The sequence below is a fragment of the Clostridium niameyense genome, assembly GCF_001243045.1.
Classification (GTDB): Bacteria; Bacillota; Clostridia; order Clostridiales; family Clostridiaceae; genus Clostridium_F; species Clostridium_F niameyense.
Window position 1 is genome coordinate 106,227 of sequence record NZ_LN849007.1, and the last position, 26,014, is coordinate 132,240.

Sequence of the window (26,014 nt, forward strand, 5' to 3'; positions counted from 1 at the left end):
CCACATCTTAATGGTTGTTTTATTAAGATGTGGATAAATTTCTTTTATTGTTAAAAATAAAAGAAATTTATATACCATTTAATATTTTATTAATAGATTTTAGAGTATAATCTATTTGTTCCTCTGTATTAAAATGACCAAAACTAAAACGTACAGTACCTTGAGGGAAAGTATTTAAAGTTTTATGAGCAGAAGGTGCGCAATGTAGACCACATCTTGTCATTATATTATAATCATTAGAAAGCATTAATGCTATTTGTGCATTATCCTCTTTCATAAAGTCTAAAGATACCACAGCAGTTCTATTTTCAACACCATTCAACCCTATAATTCTAACATTTTTAAGATTTTTAGCTTTTTCTATAAACTTTTTAGTTAAATATAGTTCTTTTTCTCTTATGGATTTTATACCTATTGTACCTAAATATTTTAAAGAAGCGTTCAAACCATAAATTCCTGGTATATTCATAGTTCCACTTTCATATTTATCAGGCATATACTCAGGTTGAAGTTCATGCTCTGAAAGACTCCCAGTACCACCTTCTATTAAAGAATCTACAAGAGGTAATAAATTATCATTTATTATAAAACCTCCAATACCTTGAGGCCCTAGAAGTCCTTTATGTCCTGTAAAAGCTATAGCATCAGCATTTATTTTTTTAAAATCTATATCAAAAAAGCCAGCTGTTTGAGCTGTATCTATTATAAAAAATAAATGTTTTTGTTTACAAATATTACCAATGGATTCAATAGGTAGAGTTGTACCACAGACATTAGAGGCATGAGTCATAATTATAGTTTTAGTATTGGATTTTATAAGCGGAATTACATCATTAGGATTTAATTCACCTTTATCATTACATTGAATTCGAGAGATTTCAATACCATTTTTAGATAAGGAAGTTAATGGTCTCATTACTGCATTGTGTTCCATAGAGGAGACTATTACATGATCACCTTTTTTTAATAGTCCTTTTATCAATAAATTTAAACTTTCAGTAATATTTTTCGTAAAAACAACGTTTTCAGGTTTATGAAAATTAAATAAGTCACAGATTAATTCTCTAGTTTCAAAGACGATATTTTCTGCAATTAAAGAATTGCTATAGACACCTCTATTTACATTACAACCTATATTTTTTATATAAGTACAGACAGCATCAGCAACTCCTGGAGCCTTTGGAAAAGATGTAGCACCGTTATCCAAATAAATACCTTTCATAATTATCCTCCTAACAGTATATTTAATTATTAAAGTGTTTATAAAAATATTTAAAAATGTGTATGATTTTTTTTTATAATTGATTGATCTATTATAAATAAAATTAATTTAACAGATTATGGGTTGTCTGATAAAATGAAATTGGCATAGTACAATAATTCAATATCATAGTAACAAATAAAAAGGAGGATGTAAACAATGGAAAATAAAAAAGGTATTATATTTTCTGGGGCTATAGTTGGTATCATATCAGTTTTATTAGTTTATTTTGGTAACCCAGTAAATATGGGCTTTTGTATTGCTTGTTTTATAAGAGATACAGCAGGTGCATTAGGATTACATAGAGCAAAAATTGTTCAATATATAAGACCAGAGATTATTGGTATGGTATTAGGTGCCTTTGTAATGGCTGTATCTAAAAAAGAATTTGACACAAGGGGAGGATCTTCTCCATTCATAAGATTTATATTAGGTTTTGTAGTAATGGTAGGGGCGTTAATGTTTTTAGGATGTCCTTTAAGAATGGTATTAAGACTAGCAGGTGGAGATTTAAATGCTATATCTGGACTTATAGGATTTATAGTGGGGATTGCTATAGGAATTGTATTCTTAAATAAAGGATTTAGTTTAAAGAGAAATTATAAATTAACTAAAATGGAAGGCTATGCTTTTCCAGTATTAAACATAGCACTTTTTATATTATTAATAACAGCACCTGCTGTAATACTTTTTAGTAAAAAAGGACCAGGAGCTGCCCATGCACCAATTGCTATTGCTCTAATTGCAGGATTAGTTGTTGGTATATTAGCTCAAAGAACTAGATTATGTATGGTTGGTGGAATAAGAGATATTATAATGTTTAAAGATAGTTATTTAATTTCAGGCTTTTTATCAATATTTGTTTTTGCATTAATGGGAAACTTAATTATAGGTAAATTTAAATTAGGAATAGCTGGACAAACTGTTGCACATACAGATGCTTTATGGAATTTTATAGGTATGGTACTTACGGGATGGGGTTCTATACTATTAGGTGGTTGCCCAATGAGACAGCTTATACTTTCAGCAGAGGGAAATATAGATTCTGTAATGGCTGTATTGGGAATGTTTGTGGGAGCAGCTTTTTGTCACAATTTTAGTTTGGCAGCTAGCCCTAAAGGACCTACTGCAAACGGTAAAATTGCTGTAATTTTAGGATTTATACTTGTACTTGCTGTATCTTACATTAATATAGATAAGGATATTAAACTAAAAGTAGAGGGGGATGTTAACATTGATGCAAATTGATGCTAGAGGAGTATCTTGTCCTCAACCAGTTTTAATGACTAAAAAGGGATTAGGAGCACATCCAGAAGGAATAGATGTTATAGTAGATAATGCTACAGCTAAAGGGAATGTGGAAAGATTCATGAAAAAAAGTGGATATAATGTTAAGATAGAAGAAAAATCAGAAGATTATATTTTGTCTGCAAGGAAGTAATTGTATGGAATGTATAGCAATATTTTTTACTCATTCAGGAGCCATAAAATATAGTAGATATTTAAATAAGATTGGTATAAAGAATCAAACTATGCCAGTACCAAGAAAACTAAGTTCTAATTGTGGGATAGGTGTTAAGTTATTTTATAAGGGGAATATTAAAAATATAATAACAGATGACATAGAAAAAATATTCATAGTAAGGGATAAAACATATGAATGTGTTTACTATTGTGAATAATTTTGATAAGATAGCAGTAATATTTTTTATTACTGCTATTTTATGTTATATAGTTTTAATTATCACATATAATACAAATTAGTTGGATTATTATTTATTAATGTATTATTATATTAATAACAATAATAAAAGGAGTTATAATAGTGAAGAAGAAAAAATGGACTATAGGTAAAACTATAAAAATTCTGATATATAGATTTTTTGATGATGAAGTATTGGCTTTATCTTCACAATTAGCTTATGGACTTATTATTTCAGTCTTTCCATTTTTAATGTTTTTAATAACTTTGGTAGGATTTTTGCCTATTCAAAGTGAAGATGTGCTTATAGGTATGAAGCAAATGTTACCACAAAATGCATATGTACTATTACATAACACAGTAGTAGAAATTGTAGATACCCAAAATGGAAATTTGCTTTCTTTAAGTTTAATTATAACTATATGGGCATCCTCAGCAGGATTTAGAGCTGTTATAAGGGGGCTTAATAAAGCCTATGATGTGGAGGAACATAGATCTTTTATTAAAGTTTTATTTATTACAATCATAAGTACATTTGGTTTAGCTTTAATACTTATTATGAGTATTATTTTTCTTGTATTTGGCAGAGCTATAGGTCAAAAAATTTTATTTAAGCTAGGATTTTCTTATGAATTTAAAAGAATATGGAATATATTTAGATATGTAGTAATGTTATCAACCACTACATTTATTTTTGCAGCATTGTATTATTATACACCAAGTAGAAGATTAAAATGGAGAGAGGTTTTTCCTGGAGCTATATTTGCAACTATAGCATGGATTATAGCATCTATAGGATTTTCTTTTTATGTAGATCACTTTAATAATTATTCTAGACTATATGGCAGTATAGGAACTGTAATAGTATTCTTAGTTTGGCTTTATTTAACTTCTATAATAATTATTATGGGAGGAGAAATAAATGCAGTAAATGCATTAAAAAAGAAAGAGACATATTAAGTTTAAAATTTTATTAAAAATAAGTTGCTTTATTTGAAGTTATACTGTATAATAATCCTCAAAAGTGAATATTGTTTCTTATCCAGAGAGGCGGAGGGACTGGCCCTACGAAGCCCGGCAACCACTAAAATTATTATAGATTTTAGACGGTGCCAATTCCAGCAGGTTTAACCTGGTAGATAAGATGTTAAGAAATCAACTTCTTGCCTTTTATCTGCAGGAAGTTTTTTTATTAGCTATTTATAGAATGGAGGAGTAATTGTGAAGAAAAATAATTTATTAAGGGGAAATCCTCTTGCATTAATACCACTATTAGTATTTTTAGTTTTGTATGTTATTATAGGAATAATTTCAAAAGATTTTTATGCTGTACCTATGAGTGTTCCTTTTTTAATATCAGCTATGTTTGCATTGTTAATGAATAGAAAGGAATCCATTAATAAAAAATTAGATGTATTTTGCAAAGGAGCAGGAAACCAAAATATAATTTTGATGTGTCTTATATTTATTTTGGCAGGGGCTTTTGCACAAGTAGCAAAAGATATGGGAGCTGTAGACTCCACTGTTAATTTAGGACTTAGTATACTTCCAAGTAATATATTAATTGCAGGAGTTTTTGTGATAGCTTGCTTTATTTCTTTATCTATAGGAAGTTCTATGGGAACTATTGTTGCATTAGCACCTATGGCAGTAGGAATTTCGCAAAAAACTGGTATAGTATTAGCACTAGCTCTTGGAGCTGTTGTAAGTGGGGCAATGTTTGGAGATAACTTATCTATGATATCTGATACAACTATAGCAGCGACAAGAACTCAAGGGTGTGATTTAAAAGATAAGTTTAAAATGAATATATTTATTGTATTACCGGCAGCAGTAATAACAGCTATAATATTTGCTATAATAACTTATAATAAAAGTACAGTGCTGCAAGGAAATTATAATTATTCCTTAATGAAGGTATTACCATATATATCAGTTTTAATATCTGCATTATTAGGTGGAAATGTAATAGCAATACTACTAGGAGGAATAGTATTTTCAGGTGTCATAGGTTTAGTTTATGGATCATTTAATATAATAGGATTATTTCAATCTATGGGAAAAGGAATTGCAGGAATGACAGAATTAGTTATCATATCATTAATCATAGGAGGTATGGTTGAACTGATTAAATATAATGGAGGAATAGACTATATATTAAATTTAATAAAGAGCAAAATAAAAACAAAAAAGGGAGCGGAACTTGGTATAGCTTTATTGGTAAGTTTAGTAGATATATGTACTGCAAACAATACTATTGCAATAGTTATGGCAGGACCTATAGCTAAAGATATAGCAGATAAATTTGATGTGGATCCAAGAAAAAGTGCCAGTTTATTAGATACATTTTCTTGCTTTTGTCAAGGACTAATACCTTACGGTGCTCAACTTTTAGCAGCAGCGGGAGTTGCTAAAATATCACCTTTTGATATAATACATTATCTATATTATCCATACTTAATGGGAATTTCAGCTCTTATAGCTATAGCTTTTGGATTGCCTAGATTAACTAAGAAAAATTCTACAGATATTATTAGCAATATTGATTAATAAGTAATAAAAATAAAAAGAATTCTAATACTACAAGTATTAGAATTTTTTTATTTAAATTTTTGTTAGTAGAGGATGATTTAATGAGTAAGGGAAATGGTATTAAAAAATTTTCAAATAATTTTTCGGATTTTTTATCAGATGTAATCGTGGAGAAAATGAGAATATTCATTTTAGATGGCAGCTTTAAAAAAAAATTTAATGAAGATATGAAAAAAATGATTAAAGAAATGAAAGGTAGTGAAAAGGAAAAAATCGATTTAATTATAATGTTTAATACAGATGGAAATATAGCAATAATAGATGAATTTATAATAGCAAAAATTATATATAATGATTACGAAAATTTAATGAGATTATATTATAGAATATCTTCTTTAAATAAACTAATTAAAAATCTATTAATGGGAGATAAAATTATTAAGGAAAGTTTTATAAAAGTTTCTTATAAAGTTTTCTATAATTCATTAATAAAAATATACAGTGAATTAAAATGTAGAAAAGATATAATAGTTAAATATAGATTAAAATATAATCTTGTAAATTATAATAAAGAAGATATATCAATAATAGTACTGATTATTTTAATATTAGAAGAAATATGTTTTCAATTTAATTTGGATTATATTACCATAGAAAAAATCATAAATAGCATGATAAATGTTAAGACAAATAACGACTATTAATGACAAAAAAATATAACTAACTTCTTATATTAATAGTAATATAAAAATATGAAAACAAAAAAATAACTATAAATGAAAGTAGATAATCAATAATGTCAAGATAATGAATATAAAAAAAACTTATATTATCATTAAATGACAGATTTCTAAAATCAAATGTGTTAGCATATTCTTATAAACTTTTCAGTTAGGGGGATATGTTATGAAAGGAGAAATTGAAGTACTAGTTAAAAAACAACATTTTGACAATAAGGAATATGTGTATTATTATAAACTGCTAAAAAATGATATTTACCTTTCGTATGAATATGACAATATAAAATTACAATCCTATGGAATTGAAATTGAAAGGCAAGACTTTAAGGGAAAAAATATGATAAATATAGAAAAAGATAAAATAAAAAACATAAGTCCATATAGGTATAAAGTACATAATTTATTAAAAATGCTTTACGAAAATTCAGTATCACCTATTCATTTAATAGACATAGTTTCAAATTATGTTGATGAATATGTTTTTGATTATGATTATGTTTCTAAAAATGTATCACATATATAAATTTGGAGAGGATTAAAAATCCTCTTTTTTCTTTTAAATTATAAATCAATGTTTTAATATATAAAATAAGGGAGGTGCTTTATTTGGTATTAGGTGTAGGTATAGATATTATTGAAATAAGGCGTATAGATTCTGCTATAAAAAGAAATAAAAATTTTTTAGATAAATTATTTACTGATAAAGAAATAGAGTATTTTAAGTCAAGAAAATTGAGAACGGAATTTATAGCAGGGAGATTTGCAGCTAAGGAAGCTATATCAAAAGCTTTAGGTACAGGTTTTAGAGGATTTAGTCTAAAAGATATAGAGATACAAAATGATGATTTAGGAAAACCAATAGTTTATCTTAAAAATAATGCACAAAAGAAAGCAAATAGTTTTGGAAAATACAAAATTCATCTAAGTATTTCGCATAGTGAGGATAATGCGGTAGCTTATGCATTAATGGAGGTGTTTTAAATGAGAATAGCTTCATGTGAAACAATGAAAGATATAGATAATTATTGTATAAATAATTTAGGAATAAAAGGTGTAATTTTAATGGAAAATGCAGCACTTAAAGTAATAAAAAATGTATCTTTAGATAAGAACAGTTTTACAATAGTATGTGCAAAAGGTAATAATGGTGGAGACGGTTTTGCTGTAGCTAGACATTTATATATCTTAGGTAAAAAAATAGAGGTGTTTTTTATAGGTTCTGATGAAAATATGAGTGATGATTGTAAAATTAATTATAAGATATTAAAGAATTTAAATATTAAAGTAAACAGAGTTAAAAATATAGAAGATTTGTCTATTATGAAAGATAGTATAGAAAATTCAGAAGTAACTATTGATGCTATATTTGGTACAGGGCTTAAAAGAGATGTTAGGGGCATATATGATTCCACTATATCTATTATAAATGAAAATAGTAGATACACTTTGTCTATAGACGTACCATCAGGTATGGATAGTGATACTGGAAAGGTAAGAGGAAATTGTATAAAGGCTAAAAAAACAGTAACTTTTCAATTATATAAAAAGGGTTTTTTAAATTATGATATAGATGACTACATAGGGGATATAATTATAGAAGATATAGGTATTCCTAACGAAGTAGTTGATAAATTTTGTAACAATGAATCAATTATAGATGAATATATAATTAAGAATAAAATTAAAAAAAGAGATAAATATGCACATAAAGGAGACTATGGTAGAGCTTTAATTTTTGCTGGAAGCAGTGGATTTGCTGGAGCTGCGTACATATCAACCCAATCAACAGTTAAGTCAGGAGCAGGCCTAGTCACACTATGTTGTAGTGAGGATGTTAAGAACATATTAAGTACTAAGCTAACGGAGGCAATGACTATAAATATAAATGAAAAAGAGAGATTGAACAATCTAGTAAGTAAAAGTAACTGTATAGCTATAGGACCAGGAATGGGTAATAATAAAAAAACAGAAGAAATATTCTTAGAAGTTATAAAAAAATGTGATTGTCCTATGGTTATAGATGCAGATGCTATTAATGTATTAAAAGATAATTTAAGTATTACCAATTATGCTAAAGATAAATTGATATTAACTCCTCATTTTGGGGAATTTTCTAGGCTTTCAGGATATACTATAAAAGAAATAAGGGAAAATAGATTGTCTATATCTAAAGATTTTGCCCAAAAATATGGAGTTATCTTGGTGTTAAAAGGATACAATACAATAATTACAGACGGTGAAACTTTATTTGTTAATCCAACAGGGAATAGTTCTATGGCATCTGGGGGTATGGGAGATTGTCTAACTGGTATAATAACATCCTTTATAGCTCAAGGATATGAACCATTAGAAGCAGCTTATTTAGCAAGTTACATACATGGATATTGTGGAGATAAGTTATCTAAAGATATGTTTTGTGTAGATGCTACTAGTATTTTAAATTATATTCCTTATGTTTTAAAAGAATTTGAAAATGTGTAATTTATATATGTAAGGCTTTTGTAATATATAAAGATTATTAAGAATAATATTATTAATGAATTAAAAGAGAATTTATTTGGAGGGCCTTGCATGAAAAAGTTAATTTTAATATGTTCAATTATAGCAGTAACACTATCTGTTTTTCTATTTATACATTTTAATAAAGAGGGAAGTTATGGTGAAAGTATAGATTTTTTAAAAAATTTAGATAGTTATAGATGTAATGTAGAAATACAAATAAAAAATGATAAACAAAATATCAAATTCAAAGGAAAACAATTTTACAATAAAGATTTAGGTTATAGATTTGAAATAAATAAGGATAGAATTTTGTTATATAAGAAAAATAAAATATTTGTTAAAGATTTGGTAAATGGAGTAAAATATAATACAGATAGAGAATTTGATAAACTTTATAAATTAACTTTTATAGGAGAATATATAAATCTTTTATATACTAATGAGGAAATAAAGGTAGATATACGTACAGTAAATGATATTAATTACGAAGTTATATCACTTATTATACCAGGCAACAATAGAAATTATGAGAAAGCAGATCTGTTTGTAAATAAAAAAGATAATATACCTACAAAACTTGTAATATATGATAAAAAAAATCGTATAAGGGTTACTGTTAATTATAAAAATTTTGTACCTAACAGTGATGATGGTAGTAGTATATTTGAACCTAGTAAATTTTAGATATTATACATAAATTATAAGAAGTTTCAATGAATTACATTTATGCTTTTTAAAATTTCGCATGTATAATTATATATATATATTCTAAGGTGAAATTAGGAGGTATTAATTAATATATGGCAGCAAAAAAAGTAGTTATAAATATATCTCAAACACTATATAACGAATTTGATGAGGCTTTAAAACAAGATTCTAAAAAAAGTAGTGAATTTTTTAGGGAAGCTATAATATTATATATAAAGGAAAGAAAAAAATTAAACCAACTAGAACAAATGAAAAAAGGATATATAGATATGGGGGAAATAAATAGGAGTTATTCAGAAGCAGGATTTATGGAAGATGTAGAAGATTTAATAGAATATGAGCAGAAGCTTTCGGAGAGTGATTTTCCAGATGACAAATATAGTAAAAAGAGGAGATATATTTTATGCTGATTTAAGTCCTGTAGTAGGATCAGAACAGGGGGGAGTAAGACCAGTTATTATTATTCAAAATGATATTGGTAATAAGTACAGTCCCACAGTAATAGTAGCAGCTATTACTTCACAGATAAATAAGGCTAAGTTGCCTACGCACGTTGAAATATCTTCAGAGGAATATGGATTAAATAAAGATTCAGTAGTATTACTTGAACAAATAAGAACATTAGATAAAAGAAGATTAAAGGAAAAAATAGGACATATGTCTGATGAAGATATGGAAAAGGTTAATAGTGCACTTTTAGTAAGTATAGCTTTGGGATAAGGGGTTTTCCTCTTATCCTAAGTTTTTATGATGTAAATATTATAGAATTATTGATATTTATGATAAAAAAATGCGATTAACTTTAATAAAATGTATACTATATGCTTTTAATGTATATATAAAAACATATTTTTATGTTAAAATAATATAGTAAGGATGGGTAATTTAAAAAGTACTTGGAGGTAAAAGTATGGAAAAAAACGTAGTACAGCTAAAAGAAATAGCTAAACAAATTAGAAAAGATATAGTCTATATGTTAACTGAATCAGGTTCAGGTCATCCAGGTGGTTCTTTATCTGCAGTAGAGATATTAACTACCTTATATTTTAATGAGATGAACGTAGATCCTAAAAATCCTAGAGATTTAGGAAGAGATAGGTTTGTTTTATCAAAAGGTCATGCAGCACCAGTATTATATAGTGCTTTAGCTAGAAGAGGATTTTTTAGTGTAGATGAGTTAAAGACATTAAGAAAGTTAGGCTCAATGCTTCAAGGACACCCAAACATGAATGATGTTCCAGGAGTAGATATGTCTACAGGATCTTTAGGTCAAGGTATTTCTGCAGCAGTAGGTATGGCTTTAGCAGGAAAGTTAGATAAAAGTAATTATAGAGTATATGCTCTTTTAGGAGACGGAGAGCTTGAAGAAGGTCAAGTATGGGAAGCAGCAATGGCAGCAGCTCATTATAAATTAGATAATTTAACAGCATTTGTTGATTATAATGGATTACAAATAGATGGTCCATGCACTGAAGTTATGTCAGCGGTTCCAATAGCTGATAAATACTTAGCTTTTGGATGGAATGTTATAGAAATAGATGGTCATAACTTTGAAGAAATTTTAGAAGCTATAGATAAGGCTAAATCTGTAAAAGAAAAACCAACTATTATTATATGTAAAACAGTAAAAGGTAAAGGTGTATCTTTTATGGAGAATCAAGTAGGCTGGCATGGAAAAGCTCCTAGCACAGAAGAATTTGAAAAGGCCGTTGTTGAAATAGGAGGTGAAAACTAATGAGCAATAAAATAGCAACAAGAGAAGCGTACGGAAAAACATTAGCAAAATTAGCAAGTGAAAACCCTAAAATAGTAGTTTTAGACGCGGATCTTTCTAAATCTACTAAGACAGCAGAATTTAAGAAGGTTTGCCCAGAAAGATTTATAAATATGGGTATAGCTGAAGCTAATATGATGGGAGTTGCAGCAGGATTATCAACTTGTAATAAAATTCCTTTTGCTAGTACTTTTGCTATGTTTGCTACAGGAAGAGCTTTTGAACAAATAAGAAATTCTATTTGTTATCCTAAATTAAATGTTAAAGTTTGTGCAACTCATGCAGGAATCACAGTAGGAGAAGATGGTGCATCACACCAATCCGTTGAAGATATTTCTTTAATGAGAAGCATACCTAATATGACAGTGGTTTGTCCAAGTGATGCTGTAGAAACAGAAGCAGCAATAAGAGCTATAGCAGAATATAATGGACCTTGTTACGTGAGATTAGGAAGATCTGGGGTACCAGTTATAAATGATAATAAGGAATATAAATTTGAACTTGGTAAAGGTGTTCAATTAAAAGAAGGAAAGGATGCCACTATAGTAGCCACAGGAATAATGGTGAATGAAGCTTTACAAGCATCAGAACTTTTAGCTAAAGAGGGAATAAATGTAGCAGTTATAAATATACATACTATTAAGCCTTTTGATAGAGAAATAATTACAAAAGCTGCTAAAGATACAGGATTAATAATTACAGCAGAAGAACACAATATTATAGGTGGACTAGGTTCAGCTGTATGTGAGACAGTAAGTGAAACTTCTCCAGTGCCTGTATTAAGAGTAGGAATAAAAGATACATTTGGAGAAAGCGGAAAACCTGATGAATTATTAAAAGCTTATGGATTAACAGCAGAAAATATTATAGAAGCTGTAAAGAGAGGACTAAAGCTTAAGTAATAATTTAAGTTTAATCTTTAAAAGGGTTGGTGCTATCTCACCTTCCCTTTTATAACTTTTAGGGATTAAAGGAAGATGGTATTATGGGGGACTATGTAAAAGATATTTTAAAATCATTAAAACTATCAATTTTATTATTTATAATAGGGTTTGTTTTAGGAATATTAATAGGGGTTATACTACACCCAAAAACTTTTACTTCTATACTATTATGGGGTTGTCGGATTGTACAGTATATATCAATTTTTGGTATGGCTATAGCAGGTATATCTTTTACTAAGCAAGATTTGCTAAAACCACTTAACTATGAAAATCAATGGAAAAATTATTTTAATAAATTAAATTTATCTTTTGTAATATTGTTTATGAGTGTGTTCTCTTTAATATTATCTTATTTAGTTGAAACTATAATTTTATATTAATTTGGAGGTGCATTCTATTGAAGAAATTTAAGGAGTATTTTTTTATAACATTAGGAGTGATTTTGGTAGCTATAGCTATACAATTTTTCTTTGCACCTAATGATATAGCAGCAGGTGGAACTACAGGTATAGCTATAATTATTAATGCTCTTTTCCCAGCAATACCTAAAGGATTTATTATGATCATAATGGAGATATTCTTATATATAATAGCATTTATTTTTATAGGAAATAAATTTGGAGCAAAAACTATATATTCAGGTTTTACCCTTGCAGGTATCATATGGGTTTTGGAGAAAATCAATCCTAATCCAATACCAATAACTAATGATTTATTACTAACATCTATATTTGGAACTTTAATATCCGCAGTAGGAATGGGAATTGTATTTAATCAAAATGCTTCTACAGGTGGAACTGATATAATAGCTAAAATAATTAATAAATTTTTCCACATAGATATTGGAAAAGCATTATTAACAGTAGATCTTTTAGTTACTATTTCAGCAGCAGCTTATTTTGGAATAGAAAGAGGTATGTATTCTCTTTTATGTGTAATAATCAATGGATTTGTAATAGATTCAGTTATAGAAGGATTAAATATGTCCAAGCAAATTATTATAATAAGTAAGAAACATGAAGAAATAAGCAAATTTATAATAAGTGAACTAAACAGAGGATGTACAGTTTTCCATGGAGTAGGGGTTTATACAAAGGATCCTAGTTATATATTATATACGGTAATAAATAGAAAAGAATTTATAAAACTAAAAACATATATAAAGGAAATAGATAATAAAGCTTTCATTTCAGTAAATGATGCTCATGAAGTATTAGGAGAAGGATTTAAGGATATTATAGAAGAAGCTTAAATCTTAAATTAAACAATAAAGGAAACTCTCTATATATGAAACTGACAAAATAAGGTAAATTATTTTGTAATGGTTTTATAATAGGGAGTTTTTTTTACATTTTACAATAATTTAATTTTTAAATTTTACTTTTATTATGATATAATGTTGATAGTTAATTTTATATAACTATAGGTAAATAAAAAGCTCGAAATAAGGAGAGATATAGATGATTGAATTTAAGAATGTAAATAAAGTATATAACGGAAATAAATATGCACTATCAGATATAAATATAAATATAGACAAGGGAGAATTCGTATTTTTAGTTGGACCTAGTGGAGCAGGTAAATCTACTTTTATAAAACTTTTATTAAAGGAAGTAGACCCAACTTCTGGGAAAATTATAGTAGATGACACAGAAATTACTTCCTTAAAGAGAAAAGAAGTGCCTTACTATAGAAGAAAGATAGGAGTAGTTTTCCAAGATTATAGGCTTATACCTTCATTAAATGTATATGAAAATGTAGCTTTTGCAATGAGAACTATAGAAGCTAGCCCTAGAGAAATAAAAAAGAAGGTTCCAATTGTTTTATCTCTAGTTGGTTTATCAAATAAATATAAAGCTTTTCCACATGAGTTATCAGGAGGAGAACAACAAAGAATATCTTTAGCAAGAGCTATAGTAAACAACCCTTCCATATTAATTGCGGACGAGCCTACAGGAAATCTTGATCCAGAGACATCTCTTGGAATAATGGATATTTTAAATGATATAAACCATGCAGGTACAACAATAGTTATGGCTACTCATGCAAAGGATATTGTAAATAAAATGAGAAAAAGGGTTATTGCCATAGAAAAAGGTGTCATAGTAAGTGACAAAGAAAGAGGTGTTTATATATATGAAGATTAGTACTGTTAAATATTTTGTTGTTGATTCTTTAAAAGGACTTAAAAGACATAAAACACTAAGCACCGCATCAGCAGCTACAGTAGCAGCAACTTTATTTATTTTTGGTATATTTATTTTATCTATGATGAATGTAAAAGAGCTTATTAAAGATGTAGAATCTAAAGTTGAAGTTAGAATTGTGTTGAAAAATGATATAACTCGTGATCAAGATAAAGAATTAAAAGAAAAAATAAGTTCTATAAGTGGTGTAGAAAAAATTACATATGAAACTAAAAACGATGCACTACAAAAGTTTAAAGGTCAATTGGGAGAAGAAAATAAATCTTTAGTTCAAGGATTAGATAAGGAAAATCCATTACCAAATTCTTATATTGTTAAAGTAGGAAGGCCAGAGATAGTTTCCACTGTAGTAAAGAATATTAAGGGTATGAAGGGTATAGATGAAATAAAAGACGGTAGAGAAATTGTAGATAAGATAACTAGAATAACTACAACAATGAAATGGATAGGAGTAGCGCTATTCTTAGTTTTAATAGGAGTTTCTTTATTCCTTATAGGCAATACTATAAAGATAACTGTTTATTCAAGAAGAAGAGAAATAGGAATAATGAAATATATAGGAGCAACAGATTGGTTTATTAGATGGCCATTTATATTTGAGGGTGTGATTATAGGTATATTAGGCTCAATAATTTCTATAGCAGTACTTTATTACTTATATAAATTAGCTTATAATAAAGCAACAGCAGGACTATTCTTTATGAAATTATTAGCTCCAAATTTTGTTTTGACAAATATATTATGGATATTTATATTAGGCGGAATAGTAATAGGAGCAATAGGAAGTATATTATCTATAAGAAAGTTTTTGCAAGTATAATTATTGTACATTAGTAAAAATTAAGAATAAAAGCATGCACAGTTTAAGAAAAACTTGTATAATATTTTCTTATAAACTGTGCATGTTAATTTTATAAGGAAATTTTGTTTTATATTACTTCTTAATGTATTATATTTATAATAGTATTTACATTAACATATTTAAAGAGGTGGATAATTTGAAAGAAAAGAAAAAGTGGATATGGTGGACTGTAGTTGTTCTAATAGTAACTAACATTTGTACATTTTTATTAAGTAATTTTATACCGTTATACTTACCTAAAGGTAAGGTTATAATTGGTGCAAAACAGTATGAAGATATAGTAAAGTATCAAAGGGTATTCTTAATTAGGAATCAGATATATAAATACTACGATGGAAAAATAAATGAAAATGATATGGTAGAGGGTGCAGTAAAAGGGATGACGGCAGCACTTAAAGATCCATATACTGTATTTATGAGTGCAAAGGAATACAAAGAGTTTAATGATCAAACTGAAGGGAATTATAGTGGTGTAGGAATTCAGCTACAAGCTAAGGAAGATAAAATAATGGTAGTTTCAGTATTTGACGGATCTCCTGCAAAAGAAGCAGGAATTTTACCTAAGGATGAAATACAAAAGGTTAATGGTACTAGTGTATCTGGTAAAGAGATAGATAAAGCTATAACATTAATGAAGGGTAAAGAAGCAACAGATGTAAATCTTCAATTGTTTAGAAAAGATAAAGGTCAATATACTGTAAAATTAAAAAGAAAGAAAATAAATATACCTACTGTTAAAGAGGAAATGATAGGCAATAATATAGGTTATATTCAGGTTTCTATGTTTGATGAAAAAACTTCAGATAATTTTAAAGCTGCGTTGGATACTTTAAAATCTAAAGGTATGAAATCATTAATTATAGATTTAAGAGGAAATCCAGGGGGAGTACTAAATGAATGTATAAAAATGGCTTCAAATTTTATACCTAAGGGCAAAGTTGTAGTTTCCACAGTAGATAAATACGGGAATAAAAAAGAGTATAAATCAAAAGGTGGAAATTATGGAGAAATACCATTAACTGTACTTGTAGATGGCGGAAGCGCTAGTGCTTCAGAAGTATTTTTAGGAGCTATAAAAGATTATAACTTAGCAACAGCTGTAGGTGAGAAAACTTTTGGAAAAGGAGTAGTTCAAACTTTACTAGAAACAGGAGATGGAACAGCGCTTAAAGTAACAATTTCTAAATATTATACACCAAAAGGAGTAAACATACATCATATAGGTATTAAACCAGATGTAGACATAAAGTATCCAGATGAATTAAGAAAAAAACCGTATGATAGAAAGTTAGATCCTCAATTTAAAAAAGCTTTAGAAATGGCCGAAGATAAAATCAAATAGTATTTTTGTTTTATATTTTAGGGTTTAGTCAGATTTTTTCTGACTAAACCATGATTATGGAGAGGGGAAATCATTTTAATGAACATATTACTGCATACTTTAAGAACAGTAGCTTATGCTTTAGTTGAACCATATTTTGCAATAATATTGTTTTTAGTAGCGTTATTTTTATATAGAAAAAATAGAAGAACTTGTATTATGCAAAAAATGATAATTGGTCAAAAAGTTAATACCCCTTTAGAATTAACCATATCTCAAATAGTTATGGGGATTTTTGGGGGAGTTTTAGCTAGCTTAATAATGTCATATCTGGGCATATTTTTTAGTGAAGATTCTTCTATAGATTTAATTTTTATAGTATCTTTAATTTTTATGTTTTTTAATCCTAGATTTATATGTTTTTCTTATTCAGGGGCAGCATTAGGAATTACTAGTTTAATTATGTCTCTTTTGTCAAAAACATTGAATCTACCTGTATTAGATGTTTTAAAGATAGATATACCATCATTAATGGCTATGATATCTATACTTCATTTTGTGGAGGGAATACTAGTTATGATTGATGGTAATAGAGGATATATTCCTGTATTTACTAAAAGGGAAAATAAGATAATAGGTGGGTTTGCATTTCAAAGGTATTGGATATTACCTATAGCTTTATTTATTATGATGAACCCTGAAACAGCATCTAATTTCTTAGTATTAAAACAAACTATGCCTCGTTGGTGGCCTATACTTGGGACTTCTTTTTCTAAATCAATTTTAGCTACTGCAATTATAACTCTTCTGCCTTTTTACGGAGTTGTAGGATATAATGGTGTTACATTTACTAAAGCTAGAAGGCAAAAGGTTATTAATTCTGGTCTTCTTATAGTATTTTATAGTTTACTTTTATTTATATTTTCTCAATTGGCCTTTAGAAATATTTTCTTTAAGGTATTTGTTTTAATATTTGCTCCAATAGGACATGAAGGGGTTATAATTATACAAAAATACTTGGAGGCTAAAGGAAAACCCAAGTACGTAAGTACGGAGGAAGGGATTATGGTTTTAGATGTAGCTAAGGATTCAGTAGCAAATAGAATGGGAATAAAAAGTGGAGATTTATTATTAGAAGTAAATGATAAATCTATAAATAATGAAGAGGACATAGTCAAGTCTATAGAAGAAATGTATGGTCATATAACTTTTAAGATAAAAAGTGGAATGGGAATATTAAAGACAGTAACTCATGGAAGGATAAACTCTTATGACAAACTAGGTATTGTATTTGTACCTAGGGCAGTTCCAGAACAATCTACAGTTATAGGAGTAAACGATAAAAAATTTAAGGAGATATTAGATAAAATTAAAAATAAAGATAAGGATGAATAATATGGGTGAATTTAAAGTGGTTTCTAAATTCAAGCCTACAGGAGATCAACCTAAGGCCATAGAAAGTATATCAGAGGGTATAAATAATAAGAATAAATTTCAGACTTTAATAGGTGTTACAGGTTCTGGAAAGACATTTACTATGGCAAATATTATAGAAAAAGTACAAAAACCTACTCTAGTATTGGCACATAATAAAACTTTGGCGGCTCAATTATGTTCTGAGTTTAGGGAGTTTTTCCCCAATAGTGCAGTAGAATATTTTGTGTCTTACTATGATTATTATCAACCAGAAGCATATGTTGCACAAACAGATACTTACATAGAGAAGGACGCTTCTATAAATGATGAAATAGATAAACTAAGACACTCAGCTACTGCGGCTTTATTTGAGAGAAAAGATGTTATAATAGTTTCCTCAGTTTCATGTATATATGGATTAGGAAATCCAGAAGAATATAAGAAATTAACTATATCCCTTAGAGAGGGAATGGAAAAGGACAGAGATGAAATAATTAAAAAACTTGTAGAAATACAATATGAAAGAAATGATGTAAACTTTGTTAGGGGAACTTTTAGAGTGAAGGGTGATGTGTTAGACATATTCCCAGCAGGGTCTAGTAATAAGGCTATAAGAATAGAATTTTTCGGTGACGAAATAGAAAAAATAAAAGAATTTGATGTTTTAACAGGTGATATTATAGGAAAGTTAAAACATGTAGCTATATTTCCCGCATCACACTTTGCTACATCAAAGGAAAGAATAGAAATAGCTATAAAAAAGATAGAAGAGGAACTAGAAGAAAGGGTAAAAGAGCTAGCGGACAATGACAGAATTTTAGAAGCACAAAGATTAAAACAAAGAACAAATTTTGATATAGAGATGATGAGGGAAGTAGGGTATTGTACAGGTATAGAAAACTACTCTCGTATATTGGATGGAAGAGCCAAAGGTACACCACCACAAACTTTAATTGATTACTTTCCTGATGATTTTTTATTGTTTATAGATGAAAGTCATGTAACATTGCCACAGGTTAGAGCAATGCAGGCAGGTGATAAATCAAGAAAAGATTCATTGGTAAACTATGGATTTAGGCTTCCTTGTGCTTATGATAATAGACCTCTTACCTTTGGAGAATTTGAAGAAAAGCTAAATCAAGTAGTATTTGTAAGTGCTACTCCAGCTAAATATGAATTAGAACATTCAAATAATATAGCTGAACAAGTAATAAGGCCTACGGGGCTTTTAGATCCTGAAATAATTGTAAAACCTATAAAGAGTCAAATAGATGATTTATATAGTAATATACAGAAAACTATAAGTAATGGATTTAGGATATTGGTAACTACATTAACTAAAAAAATGGCAGAAGACTTAACAGACTATTTAAAAGATATAGGAGTAAAAACTCGTTATTTACATTCTGATATTGATACTATTGAAAGAATGAAAATAATTCACGATCTTAGAGCAAGAGAGTTTGATGTTTTAGTTGGAATAAACCTTTTAAGAGAAGGATTGGATATACCTGAAGTAGCATTAGTAGCTATATTAGATGCAGACAAAGAAGGGTTTTTAAGGTCAGAAACATCATTAATTCAAACTGTAGGAAGAGCTGCAAGAAATTCCGAAAGTAAAGTTATTATGTATGCAGATACTATAACTAAATCCATGAAAAAAACTATAGATGAGACAAATAGAAGAAGAAATATTCAAATGGAATATAATAAAGCTCATGGAATAATCCCTAAAACTATTATAAAAGAAATAAGAGATGTAATAAAAATAAGTGATATAGCAGAAGAGAAAACACAATATGATAGCTTAGAAGAAGCTTTAGAGGTTAATAATAATAATATAGATAAATTAATAGAACAATATGAAAAACAAATGAAGGAAGCATCAAAAGAATTACAGTTTGAGAAGGCAGCACAACTTAGAGACATGATATATAAATTAAAAAAAGATAAAGTAAGGGAAACTTAAGGGGTGCAATTATGAAAGATAAAATTATAATAAAAGGCGCAAAAGTTCATAACTTAAAAGACGTAAGTTTAGAATTACCAAGAGATAAGTATATAGTTTTCACAGGACTTTCGGGTTCCGGTAAATCTTCTTTGGCTTTTGATACTTTATATGCAGAAGGTCAAAGAAGATATGTTGAATCCTTATCTGCTTATGCAAGACAATTTTTAGGACAAATGAATAAACCAGAAGTAGAATATATAGAAGGATTATCTCCAGCTATATCCATAGATCAAAAAACTACTAGTAGAAATCCACGTTCTACAGTAGGAACAGTTACGGAAATTTATGACTATTTAAGATTATTATATTCTAAAGTAGGAATACCTCACTGTCCTAAATGTGGTAATAAAATAACTCAACAAACTGTAGATCAAATGGTAGATAGGATAATGTCTTTAGAAGAAAGAACAAAAATTCAAATATTAGCTCCTGTAATAAGAGGAAGAAAAGGAGAGCATATAAAAGTATTAGATAACATATTGAAAAATGGTTTTGTAAGAGCAAGAATAGATGGAGAAATCATAGATTTAGAGGAAGAAGATATAAAATTAGAAAAAAATAAAAACCATACTATAGAGGCAGTAGTAGACAGAATTATAGTAAAAGAAGGTATAGAAGCCAGGTTAACAGATTCTATAGAAACTGCACTGAAATTATCAGAAGGAATAGTTATAATAAATATTATAGGGAAAGAAGATATACTATTTAGTGAAAAGTTTTCTTGTCCACATTGTGGCATAAGTATAGGAGAAATAGCACCAAGAATGTTCTCATTTAACTCTCCTTATGGAAAATGTGCTGCTTGTGACGGGTTGGGAACTTTATTAGAAATTGATGAGGATTTAATAATACCAGATAAAAGCAAAAGCATAGTAGGAGGAGCTATAGTACCTTTAGGTAGTGGTAGTTTGAGGGAAGACTCTTGGACTTTTAGTATATTAAAAGCTCTATCAAAAAAATATAAATTTGAGTTGGATATACCTATAGAAAAATTAGATAAAGATATTGTAGATATTCTTTTATATGGAACAAAAGGTGAAAAGATAAAAGTTAAATATAAAAAAGAAGATAAAGACATGGAGTTTAATCATGCTTTTGAGGGAATAATAAATAATCTAAAAAGAAGGTATTTGGAAACTAATTCAGATTATATTAAGAAAGATATAGAAAATTATATGAGTGATAATCCATGTCCAAAATGTAAAGGAGCTCGTCTTCATAAAGAAGCTTTATCTATTACAATAGGTGAAAAAAATATATTTGAATTTTGTAATATGCCTATAAAAAAAGAAATTAATTTTTTAGAATCATTATCTTTGTCAGAAAAAGATAAAATAATAAGCGATCAGATATTAAAAGAGATTAGAAGTAGATTGAAGTTCTTAATGGATGTAGGATTAGATTACCTTACTTTATCTAGAAATGCATCTACATTATCGGGAGGGGAATCTCAAAGAATAAGATTGGCAACTCAAATAGGTTCAAGTTTGGTAGGAGTATTGTACATACTAGATGAGCCTAGCATAGGACTTCACCAAAGAGATAATGATAAACTTATAAAAACTCTAAAAGATTTAAGAGATATAGGGAATACTTTAGTTGTAGTAGAACATGATGAAGATACTATAAGAGAAGCAGATTATGTAGTAGATATAGGACCTGCAGCTGGAGAACATGGAGGAGAGATAGTAGCTCAGGGTACAGTAGAAGATATAATAAATAATGAAAAATCTATAACAGGACAATATCTAAGTGGAAAGAAAAAAATTGCTATTCCTTCAACAAGAAGAAAAAGTAATGGAAATTATATAACAATTAAAGGTGCTAAAGAAAATAATTTAAAAAATATAAATGTTAAGTTTCCAATAGGATTATTTACTTGTGTTACAGGAGTTTCTGGATCAGGTAAAAGTACTCTTGTAAATGAAATACTATATAAAGGAATTCATAAAAAGCTTAATAATGTTAAAGAAAATCCAGGAAAACACAAAAATATTGAAGGAATAGAGAATGTAGATAAAATAATAAATATAGATCAAAGTCCAATTGGTAGGACACCACGTTCTAATCCAGCCACATATACAGGAGTCTTTGACTATATAAGAGAAGTTTTTGCAAACACTAAAGAGGCAAAAATGAAGGGATATAAGCCAGGAAGATTTAGTTTTAATGTTAAAGGTGGAAGATGCGAGGCTTGTAACGGTGATGGTATTATAAAAATTGAAATGCAGTTTTTATCAGATGTGTATGTGCCTTGTGAAGTTTGTGGAGGAAAAAGATATAATAGGGAAACTTTAGAGGTTAAATATAAGGGAAAAAATATTTCAGAAATTTTAAATATGACTGTAGAAGAAGCTGTTAAATTTTTTGAAAATATACCTCGTATAAAAAATAAGTTACAAACACTTATGGATGTAGGGTTAAGTTATGTAAGATTAGGGCAACCTTCTACTCAGTTATCAGGAGGAGAAGCGCAAAGAATAAAATTAGCTTATGAGTTATCAAAAAGAAGTACAGGGAAAACTTTATATATATTGGATGAACCAACTACTGGTCTTCATGTAGATGATGTAAATAGATTAGTAAAAATACTACAAAGATTAACTGATTTAGGGAATACTGTAGTAGTTATAGAGCATAACTTAGATGTTATAAAATGTGCAGATTTCTTAATTGATTTAGGACCAGAAGGAGGAGAAAAAGGAGGAAATATAATAGATACAGGTACACCGGAACACATTGCTAGCATTGACAATTCTTATACGGGACAATATTTAAAAAAGGTGTTATAATTTATTTAGGACTAGCATATAGAATATTGGTGCTAGTCTTTTAAATACAGAGTCTAGATTAAGTATATTGGATATGGAAGGTAAAGAAGGTGAAGATATGGATTTGAGTAAGTTAAGTTTAATTTTTAAAATAGTAATAATAGGAATAGTATATATTATAATTTTCTTAGCTTTAAGGATAATGTATAAAGACATGAAAGGTGGAACTAAAAGAAGAACTTCCTCAAGAAAGACTTTTGGTTTAGAGGTAATAAATACTATTGAAAATTCTGACTTCAAAAAAGGTGGAGTCATACCTATAAGAGGAGAAATAACTATAGGAAGAAAACATAGCAATATGTTAGTATTAGATGATCCATATGTATCAGGAAGTCATGCCAGAATTTATGCCAAAAATAAAAAGTATATAATAGAGGATCTGCAAAGTACAAATGGAACTATTGTAAATGATACGAAAATTAAAGGTAAATACTACCTATCATCAGGAGATAAAATCAAAATAGGTGGTACAGCATTTAAGGTAATTGGATAATAATTTTGGACTTATTCCTCTGTATAGGATGGTGAAATATAATGAATACTGTAAAGGGAGAAAGAAAACTTTTAAGACATACTTATTTTTTATGTATAATATGTTTTCTAAATTTAGCTATATTAAAACAACCTTTTGATACAGGTGCTATGATAATTGCAGCAGTAACCTGTTTATTAATTGGATATTCTTATTTTATAATAAGAAAGTTTTTCTCTGATGGAGATAAATATATATTTATTTTTTCTAGCATATTATCTGTAATTGGGATAGTAATGTTATATAGAATAGATACAAGTACGTCTATTAAGCAAATAATTTGGTTTGCTGTAGGGGTTACTACATTTATTTTAATGGTAGTGTTACTACCAGATTTAAAGAGATTTTGTAAACATAGATATATATATCTAATTATTACTATTATATTTATGGCCATGGGTACACTATTAGGTAAAGAAATATATGGTGCTAAAAACTGGGTAAAGATAGCAGGGGTTACTTTTCAGCCTTCGGAGTTTGGTAAATTATTTTTAGTAGCTTATCTAGCTGCAGCACTAAAAGACTATGATAATAATTTCCTTAAATTAATAGAACCTGCAGCAGTAGTTATGTTGTGCTTAGGTTTTATGGTACTTCAAAAGGACTTAGGTTCTGCACTAATATTTTTTGGTATTTCAGTAACAATGCTATACATAGCTACTTCTAAGCTTAAATACGTTATAACTTGTTTAGTATTATTTGTAGCAGGTGGGGGAATATCTTATAAACTTTTTGATCATGTTAGAACAAGAATTTTGATATGGAAAAATCCTTGGCCTTATGCAAGTGGAAAAAGTTATCAGATAGTTCAATCTATGTTCTCTATAGCATCAGGAGGTCTTACAGGTTCTGGATTAGGACTTGGTCATCCAGAGTATGTACCAGTAAAAACTACAGATTTTATTTTTGCGGTTATTTGTGAAGAACTAGGCATATTAATGGGATTTGCTATTATAATATTTTATTTTCTTTTGTTTTATAGGGGAATGAGAGCAGCTGTGTATGCTGAAGATAAATTTTCTCAGTTATTAGCTGTAGGATATAGTGCTATGATAGCTTCTCAAGTTTTAGTTATAGTAGGAGGAGTTATAAATATGATTCCGCTTACAGGTATAACCTTGCCTTTAATAAGTTATGGGGGAAGCTCTATGTTAAGTATATTCTTTTCTTTAGGGATACTTCAAAAGATATCAGAAGAGGGTAGGTAAAATGATGAAGAGAGATATTTCAAGTAATATAAAAAAGGTATTAACGGTATTTTTAGTTTGCTTTATGGGTCTTATATCTTACATAACTTATTTTGAAATGGCTATAGGTCCAAAGATAGTGGATAGTCCCAATAACAGAAGGTTATGGGTGAAAAGAAATGAAGTACTAAGAGGTACCATTTATGATAGAAATATGAAACCCTTAACTAAAAGTGAAAGAGTAAGCAGCGAATTTCAAAAAATAGAATATACAGGTGGACCTATGTTCTCCCATGTGTTAGGATATATGAGTGTAAAATATGGATTAACTGGACTTGAAAGAAAATATGATTCAGAATTAATGTCTACAGATATACAAGACAATTTAATAAATTTTATAAAATCTAAAGGAAAGACTGAAGAAAAAGTAGGTCATGGGTTGAAAACTACACTAGATTATAATGTACAAAAAGTTGCATATGATGCTTTGGGGGATAATAAAGGCGCAGCAGTAGCTTTAAATCCTAAAACTGGTGAAGTAATAGCTATAGTATCTAAGCCATCATATGATCCTAATAAATTAGAAGAAATATGGAAAGATATTAATAAGGATAAAAATATACCATTACTTAACAGAGCTACATCTGGATTATATCCACCAGGTTCAACTTTTAAAGTTGTTACAGCCATAAGTGCATTAGAAAATATTCAAGGTATTAATTATAGATCTTTTCAAGATAATGGTAGTATCCAAATTGGTAAAGATTATTCATTAAGTAACTATAATGGAGAATCCTTTGGAACTATAAGTTTTAGAAATGCATTTGTACATTCTAGTAATGTAGTTTTCGGAAGTTTAGGATTAGAATTAGGAAATAAAAAGTTGAAAGACACAGCAGAAAAGCTATATTTTAATAAAGAAACACCAACAGATGGTATATCTTTAGAAAAAAGTCAGTTTCCATCTTTAAGAGTTTATGATAAGGGAAGTATTGCACAAAGTGCTATAGGTCAAAGTTCAGTGTTATCTACTCCTATGGAAATGGCATTAGTTGCATCTACTGTAGCTAATAATGGTGTTATGATGAGACCCCATTTGGTTAAAGAAGTATTAAATAGTAAAGGAAATTTAATAAAGACAATTCCTGAAGAATCCAATGGAGAAGTTATTAGTAAGAGTACTGCAAATATAGTAAAGGATCTTATGAGAGATGTTGTATCTGAAGGTACGGGCAGAAATGCAGCAGTTGATGGTGCACAGGTTTGCGGTAAAACAGGTACAGCAGATCATAATGGAACTAACAAAGGAGAAGCAGCTCATTCTTGGTTCATAGGATTTGCTCCTTATGATAATCCACAAGTTGCTGTGGCTGTCATTGTAGAAAATGGAGGACAAGGAGGAATAGCTGCAGCTAATATAGCTTCAAATATAATAAGTCAATCATTAAAAAAATAGTTTTAGAGAGGAATAGAGGTGAAATTCA

At 28.5% G+C, this 26,014-nt stretch carries 26 protein-coding genes and 1 riboswitch; of the genes, 25 read left to right on the plus strand and 1 reads right to left on the minus strand.

Going from position 1 to position 26,014, the window contains the following annotated elements; genetic code table 11:
- Positions 1 to 67: 67 nt before the first annotated feature.
- Positions 68 to 1,222: an aminotransferase class V-fold PLP-dependent enzyme gene (locus BN1711_RS01600; protein WP_050606459.1), complete on the minus strand. Its 1,155-nt coding sequence runs from the start codon at positions 1,220 to 1,222 to the stop codon at positions 68 to 70.
- Between the two features lie 198 nt (positions 1,223 to 1,420).
- Between BN1711_RS01600 and yedE the strand changes: the two genes are divergently transcribed.
- From yedE to BN1711_RS01725, 25 genes are all read left to right on the plus strand, one after another.
- Positions 1,421 to 2,509, plus strand: a complete 1,089-nt coding sequence (yedE, locus tag BN1711_RS01605) for a YedE family putative selenium transporter (RefSeq protein WP_050606460.1) — start codon at positions 1,421 to 1,423, stop codon at positions 2,507 to 2,509.
- On the plus strand, positions 2,499 to 2,702 hold the full coding sequence (locus tag BN1711_RS01610) for a sulfurtransferase TusA family protein (RefSeq protein ID WP_341472991.1): 204 nt from the start codon (positions 2,499 to 2,501) through the stop codon (positions 2,700 to 2,702). The genes yedE and BN1711_RS01610 overlap by 11 nt, the downstream gene beginning before the upstream one ends.
- A 4-nt stretch (positions 2,703 to 2,706) precedes the next feature.
- Complete coding sequence (locus tag BN1711_RS01615) at positions 2,707 to 2,943, plus strand: putative Se/S carrier protein (RefSeq protein WP_050606462.1); 237 nt, start codon at positions 2,707 to 2,709, stop codon at positions 2,941 to 2,943.
- Positions 2,944 to 3,086: 143 nt separating this feature from the next.
- Entirely contained in the window at positions 3,087 to 3,923 is an 837-nt protein-coding gene (locus BN1711_RS01620; RefSeq protein WP_243128188.1) for a YihY/virulence factor BrkB family protein, read from the plus strand.
- A gap of 75 nt (positions 3,924 to 3,998) precedes the next feature.
- A riboswitch (SAM riboswitch) is annotated at positions 3,999 to 4,109 on the plus strand.
- A 75-nt stretch (positions 4,110 to 4,184) separates the two neighbouring features.
- Entirely contained in the window at positions 4,185 to 5,513 is a 1,329-nt protein-coding gene (locus tag BN1711_RS01625; RefSeq protein ID WP_050606464.1) for a Na+/H+ antiporter NhaC family protein, read from the plus strand.
- Between the two features lie 83 nt (positions 5,514 to 5,596).
- The gene (locus BN1711_RS01630) at positions 5,597 to 6,199 is read left to right on the plus strand and encodes a hypothetical protein (RefSeq protein WP_050606465.1); all 603 of its coding nucleotides are present in this window, start codon (positions 5,597 to 5,599) and stop codon (positions 6,197 to 6,199) included.
- 202 nt (positions 6,200 to 6,401) lie between these two features.
- Positions 6,402 to 6,758 carry a DUF6514 family protein gene (locus tag BN1711_RS01635; RefSeq protein WP_050606466.1) on the plus strand — a complete coding sequence of 119 codons (357 nt, stop codon included), beginning with the start codon at positions 6,402 to 6,404 and terminating at the stop codon, positions 6,756 to 6,758.
- A gap of 83 nt (positions 6,759 to 6,841) precedes the next feature.
- Complete coding sequence (gene acpS, locus BN1711_RS01640; RefSeq protein WP_050606467.1) at positions 6,842 to 7,216, plus strand: holo-ACP synthase; 375 nt, start codon at positions 6,842 to 6,844, stop codon at positions 7,214 to 7,216.
- Positions 7,217 to 8,716, plus strand: coding sequence for a bifunctional ADP-dependent NAD(P)H-hydrate dehydratase/NAD(P)H-hydrate epimerase (locus BN1711_RS01645; RefSeq protein ID WP_050606468.1), 1,500 nt, complete (start codon positions 7,217 to 7,219; stop codon positions 8,714 to 8,716).
- Between the two features lie 90 nt (positions 8,717 to 8,806).
- The gene (locus BN1711_RS01650) at positions 8,807 to 9,421 is read left to right on the plus strand and encodes a germination lipoprotein GerS-related protein (RefSeq protein ID WP_050606469.1); all 615 of its coding nucleotides are present in this window, start codon (positions 8,807 to 8,809) and stop codon (positions 9,419 to 9,421) included.
- A 116-nt stretch (positions 9,422 to 9,537) separates the two neighbouring features.
- Positions 9,538 to 9,855, plus strand: coding sequence for a CopG family ribbon-helix-helix protein (locus tag BN1711_RS01655; RefSeq protein ID WP_050606470.1), 318 nt, complete (start codon positions 9,538 to 9,540; stop codon positions 9,853 to 9,855).
- Positions 9,815 to 10,165: a type II toxin-antitoxin system PemK/MazF family toxin gene (locus BN1711_RS01660; RefSeq protein WP_050606471.1), complete on the plus strand. Its 351-nt coding sequence runs from the start codon at positions 9,815 to 9,817 to the stop codon at positions 10,163 to 10,165. The genes BN1711_RS01655 and BN1711_RS01660 overlap by 41 nt, the downstream gene beginning before the upstream one ends.
- A 190-nt stretch (positions 10,166 to 10,355) precedes the next feature.
- On the plus strand, positions 10,356 to 11,180 hold the full coding sequence (locus BN1711_RS01665; RefSeq protein WP_050606472.1) for a transketolase: 825 nt from the start codon (positions 10,356 to 10,358) through the stop codon (positions 11,178 to 11,180).
- On the plus strand, positions 11,180 to 12,121 hold the full coding sequence (locus BN1711_RS01670; RefSeq protein ID WP_050606473.1) for a transketolase family protein: 942 nt from the start codon (positions 11,180 to 11,182) through the stop codon (positions 12,119 to 12,121). The genes BN1711_RS01665 and BN1711_RS01670 overlap by 1 nt, the downstream gene beginning before the upstream one ends.
- 83 nt (positions 12,122 to 12,204) lie before the next feature.
- Positions 12,205 to 12,543 (plus strand): hypothetical protein, encoded by a 339-nt coding sequence (locus tag BN1711_RS12675; protein WP_205598653.1) that lies wholly within the window; start codon positions 12,205 to 12,207, stop codon positions 12,541 to 12,543.
- Between the two features lie 17 nt (positions 12,544 to 12,560).
- Entirely contained in the window at positions 12,561 to 13,415 is an 855-nt protein-coding gene (locus tag BN1711_RS01680; RefSeq protein ID WP_050606474.1) for a YitT family protein, read from the plus strand.
- A gap of 208 nt (positions 13,416 to 13,623) precedes the next feature.
- Complete coding sequence (gene ftsE, locus BN1711_RS01685; RefSeq protein ID WP_050606475.1) at positions 13,624 to 14,310, plus strand: cell division ATP-binding protein FtsE; 687 nt, start codon at positions 13,624 to 13,626, stop codon at positions 14,308 to 14,310.
- A complete protein-coding gene (gene ftsX / locus BN1711_RS01690) occupies positions 14,300 to 15,190 on the plus strand; it encodes a permease-like cell division protein FtsX (RefSeq protein WP_050606476.1) in 891 nt (296 codons plus the stop codon). Before ftsE ends, ftsX begins: the two co-directional genes overlap by 11 nt.
- A 178-nt stretch (positions 15,191 to 15,368) precedes the next feature.
- A complete protein-coding gene (locus BN1711_RS01695; protein WP_050606477.1) occupies positions 15,369 to 16,574 on the plus strand; it encodes a S41 family peptidase in 1,206 nt (401 codons plus the stop codon).
- Between the two features lie 78 nt (positions 16,575 to 16,652).
- Positions 16,653 to 17,948: a PDZ domain-containing protein gene (locus BN1711_RS01700; RefSeq protein WP_050606478.1), complete on the plus strand. Its 1,296-nt coding sequence runs from the start codon at positions 16,653 to 16,655 to the stop codon at positions 17,946 to 17,948.
- A gap of 1 nt (position 17,949) precedes the next feature.
- Positions 17,950 to 19,938, plus strand: a complete 1,989-nt coding sequence (gene uvrB, locus BN1711_RS01705) for an excinuclease ABC subunit UvrB (RefSeq protein ID WP_050606479.1) — start codon at positions 17,950 to 17,952, stop codon at positions 19,936 to 19,938.
- Positions 19,939 to 19,949: 11 nt separating this feature from the next.
- Positions 19,950 to 22,772, plus strand: a complete 2,823-nt coding sequence (gene uvrA / locus BN1711_RS01710; RefSeq protein WP_050606480.1) for an excinuclease ABC subunit UvrA — start codon at positions 19,950 to 19,952, stop codon at positions 22,770 to 22,772.
- Between the two features lie 97 nt (positions 22,773 to 22,869).
- On the plus strand, positions 22,870 to 23,304 hold the full coding sequence (locus tag BN1711_RS01715) for an FHA domain-containing protein (protein ID WP_050608414.1): 435 nt from the start codon (positions 22,870 to 22,872) through the stop codon (positions 23,302 to 23,304).
- A 41-nt stretch (positions 23,305 to 23,345) separates the two neighbouring features.
- On the plus strand, positions 23,346 to 24,551 hold the full coding sequence (locus BN1711_RS01720) for an FtsW/RodA/SpoVE family cell cycle protein (protein ID WP_050606481.1): 1,206 nt from the start codon (positions 23,346 to 23,348) through the stop codon (positions 24,549 to 24,551).
- 4 nt (positions 24,552 to 24,555) lie between these two features.
- On the plus strand, positions 24,556 to 25,986 hold the full coding sequence (locus BN1711_RS01725; RefSeq protein ID WP_050608415.1) for a peptidoglycan D,D-transpeptidase FtsI family protein: 1,431 nt from the start codon (positions 24,556 to 24,558) through the stop codon (positions 25,984 to 25,986).
- Positions 25,987 to 26,014: the final 28 nt, after the last annotated feature.

Coding starts and splice junctions, on each gene's coding strand:
- BN1711_RS01715 (WP_050608414.1), top strand. CDS start 22,870: ATGGATTTGAGTAAGTTAAGTTTAATTTTTAAAATAGTAATAATAGGA.
- BN1711_RS01670 (WP_050606473.1), top strand. CDS start 11,180: ATGAGCAATAAAATAGCAACAAGAGAAGCGTACGGAAAAACATTAGCA.
- BN1711_RS01615 (WP_050606462.1), top strand. CDS start 2,707: ATGGAATGTATAGCAATATTTTTTACTCATTCAGGAGCCATAAAATAT.
- BN1711_RS01660 (WP_050606471.1), top strand. CDS start 9,815: ATGACAAATATAGTAAAAAGAGGAGATATATTTTATGCTGATTTAAGT.
- uvrB (WP_050606479.1), top strand. CDS start 17,950: ATGGGTGAATTTAAAGTGGTTTCTAAATTCAAGCCTACAGGAGATCAA.
- BN1711_RS01635 (WP_050606466.1), top strand. CDS start 6,402: ATGAAAGGAGAAATTGAAGTACTAGTTAAAAAACAACATTTTGACAAT.
- BN1711_RS01650 (WP_050606469.1), top strand. CDS start 8,807: ATGAAAAAGTTAATTTTAATATGTTCAATTATAGCAGTAACACTATCT.
- BN1711_RS01645 (WP_050606468.1), top strand. CDS start 7,217: ATGAGAATAGCTTCATGTGAAACAATGAAAGATATAGATAATTATTGT.
- uvrA (WP_050606480.1), top strand. CDS start 19,950: ATGAAAGATAAAATTATAATAAAAGGCGCAAAAGTTCATAACTTAAAA.
- BN1711_RS01700 (WP_050606478.1), top strand. CDS start 16,653: ATGAACATATTACTGCATACTTTAAGAACAGTAGCTTATGCTTTAGTT.
- BN1711_RS01665 (WP_050606472.1), top strand. CDS start 10,356: ATGGAAAAAAACGTAGTACAGCTAAAAGAAATAGCTAAACAAATTAGA.
- ftsE (WP_050606475.1), top strand. CDS start 13,624: ATGATTGAATTTAAGAATGTAAATAAAGTATATAACGGAAATAAATAT.
- BN1711_RS01600 (WP_050606459.1), bottom strand. CDS start 1,222: ATGAAAGGTATTTATTTGGATAACGGTGCTACATCTTTTCCAAAGGCT.
- BN1711_RS01720 (WP_050606481.1), top strand. CDS start 23,346: ATGAATACTGTAAAGGGAGAAAGAAAACTTTTAAGACATACTTATTTT.
- ftsX (WP_050606476.1), top strand. CDS start 14,300: ATGAAGATTAGTACTGTTAAATATTTTGTTGTTGATTCTTTAAAAGGA.
- BN1711_RS12675 (WP_205598653.1), top strand. CDS start 12,205: ATGGGGGACTATGTAAAAGATATTTTAAAATCATTAAAACTATCAATT.
- BN1711_RS01725 (WP_050608415.1), top strand. CDS start 24,556: ATGAAGAGAGATATTTCAAGTAATATAAAAAAGGTATTAACGGTATTT.
- BN1711_RS01630 (WP_050606465.1), top strand. CDS start 5,597: ATGAGTAAGGGAAATGGTATTAAAAAATTTTCAAATAATTTTTCGGAT.
- BN1711_RS01610 (WP_341472991.1), top strand. CDS start 2,499: ATGCAAATTGATGCTAGAGGAGTATCTTGTCCTCAACCAGTTTTAATG.
- yedE (WP_050606460.1), top strand. CDS start 1,421: ATGGAAAATAAAAAAGGTATTATATTTTCTGGGGCTATAGTTGGTATC.
- BN1711_RS01655 (WP_050606470.1), top strand. CDS start 9,538: ATGGCAGCAAAAAAAGTAGTTATAAATATATCTCAAACACTATATAAC.